Below are 2,009 nucleotides of genomic sequence, written 5' to 3'. Positions count from 1 at the left end.
CGCGGTGACGGTCGGCGGCGTCGCCGCGATTGTCATCACCCTGTTATGGGCGCGGCTCTATCCCGAGCTGAAGCTTGCAAAGACGTTCGATCCGCCCGAAATCCCCGCAACGACCCCGCAATACGGAGTAGCGCAGCCATGAAGGCCAATACGATCCTCGAAACGATCGGCAACACCCCGCACGTCCGCATCCAGCGGCTGTTCCCCGATGCCGAGGTGTGGGTCAAATCGGAGCGCTCGAACCCCGGCGGGTCGATCAAGGACCGTATCGCGCTGAGCATGATCGAGGCGGCCGAGCGCGACGGGCTGCTCAAGCCCGGCGGGACGATCATCGAGCCGACCAGCGGCAACACCGGGATCGGGCTGGCGATGGTCGCGGCGGTGAAGGGCTACAAGCTGATCCTCGTCATGCCCGACAGCATGAGCATCGAGCGCCGCCGGCTGATGCTGGCCTATGGCGCGACCTTCGATCTCACCCCGCGCGAAAAGGGCATGAAGGGCGCGATCGAGCGCGCGCTCGAGCTGGTGCGCGAAACCGACGGCGCATGGATGCCGCAGCAGTTCGACAACCCCGCCAATATCGCGGTCCATGCGCGCACCACCGCGCAGGAAATCCTGACCGACTTCGCCGATACGCCGATCGACGTGATCATCACCGGGGTCGGCACCGGCGGGCATATCACCGGGGTGGCGGAGACGCTCAAGAAGACGTGGCCCGACCTCAAGGTCTATGCGGTCGAGCCGATCGCCTCGCCGGTGATCAGCGGCGGCCAGCCGGGGCCGCACCCGATCCAGGGGATCGGCGCGGGGTTCATCCCGACCAATTTGCACACCCAGGCGATCGACGGCGCGATCACCGTGGAGGCCGAAGCCGCCAAGGAAATGGCACGCCGCGCCGCGCGCGAGGAAGGGCTGCTGGTCGGCATCTCCTCCGGCGCGACGCTCGCCGCGATCGCGCAGAAACTGCCCGAGCTGCCGGCCGGATCGCGGGTGCTCGGGTTTAATTATGACACCGGCGAGCGGTATCTGTCGGTGCCGGATTTCCTGCCCGAAGCCTGACGGCATAAGCCGTCGCCCCAGTGAAAGCTGGGGTCTCGCGCGGCAGGGGCTCCGCTTGCGGCCTGCGATCCCAGCTTTCGCTGGGATGACGGGCGGTGACTCGCGGGGGCGGCACGTCGTTCGACGGTCCGCCCGGCGTCCTCACGCCGCCCGGAACATCTCCGGCGGCAGCGCCATCACCGCATCCGCGCCGCCCTCGATCTGCCGCCGCAGCGAGCCCGCTTCGGGCAGCATCCGCTCGGCGAAGAAGCGCGCGGTGACGAGCTTGGCGTCGAGGAAGGCGGCATCGCCCTCGCCCGCCGCCTTGAGCTCGGCCGCCGCCTTGGCCATCCGCAGCCACATCAGCCCGACCGCGACCAGCCCGGTGAGGTGCATATAGGGCACCGCCCCCGCGCCGATATTGTTGGGGTTGGCGATATTGCCCATGAACCACATCGTCGCGGCCTGCATCTCGCCCAGCGCTTTTTCGAGCCGGCCTGCGAAATCGGCGGTCGCCGCGTCGCCCTTCGCCGCCGCGCATTCGCCGGCAACCATCGCGAAGAACGCCTGCATCGCACGGCCGCCGTTCATCGCCAGCTTGCGCCCGACGAGGTCCATCGCCTGCACCCCGTTGGTGCCCTCGTAGATCATCGCGATCCGCGCATCGCGGACATATTGCTCCATCCCCCATTCCTGGATGTAGCCGTGCCCGCCATAGACCTGCTGCGCGTTGGTGGCGATCTCATAGCCCTTGTCGGTGCCGACGCCCTTGATCACCGGGGTGAGCAGCCCGATCAGGTCGCTCGCCGCCTGCCGCTCCTCCTCGGTCTCGGCATGATCCTCGAGATCGACCTGCAGCCCGCCCCACAGGCACAAGGCGCGCAGTCCCTCGGTCCACGCCTTGGCATGCATCAGCATACGGCGCACATCGGGGTGGACGAACAGCACGTCGGCCTTTTCGGCCGGTTCGG

Annotated in this window: 2 protein-coding genes and 1 pseudogene; 2 read left to right on the top strand and 1 reads right to left on the bottom strand. The window is 68.0% G+C overall.

What is annotated here, in order from left to right; genetic code table 11:
• Together BGN95_RS04295 and cysK are read left to right on the top strand one after the other, a co-directional pair.
• Positions 1-142, top strand: a pseudogene (locus tag BGN95_RS04295) (MFS transporter); the annotation flags it as partial.
• The gene (gene cysK / locus BGN95_RS04290) at positions 139-1,059 is read left to right on the top strand and encodes a cysteine synthase A (RefSeq protein WP_265312892.1); all 921 of its coding nucleotides are present in this window, start codon (positions 139-141) and stop codon (positions 1,057-1,059) included. The pseudogene BGN95_RS04295 and the gene cysK, both read left to right, overlap by 4 nt.
• Positions 1,060-1,200: 141 nt before the next feature.
• Here cysK and BGN95_RS04285 read toward each other — a convergent pair.
• The coding region (locus BGN95_RS04285) for an acyl-CoA dehydrogenase C-terminal domain-containing protein (RefSeq protein WP_286771722.1) at positions 1,201-2,009 on the bottom strand (809 nt) is incomplete at its 5' end.

The sequence above is a fragment of the Sphingomonas sp. 66-10 genome (genome assembly GCF_001897045.1).
GTDB classification, from domain to species: Bacteria; Pseudomonadota; Alphaproteobacteria; order Sphingomonadales; family Sphingomonadaceae; genus Sphingomonas; species Sphingomonas lycopersici.
The sequence above is the reverse complement of the archived record's forward strand: the minus strand, read 5'-3'. Positions and strand labels throughout refer to the sequence as shown.

What these genes read in the sequence shown, in the direction of transcription:
- cysK (WP_265312892.1), top strand. Translation starts at nt 139, where the DNA reads ATGAAGGCCAATACGATCCTCGAAACGATCGGCAACACCCCGCACGTC.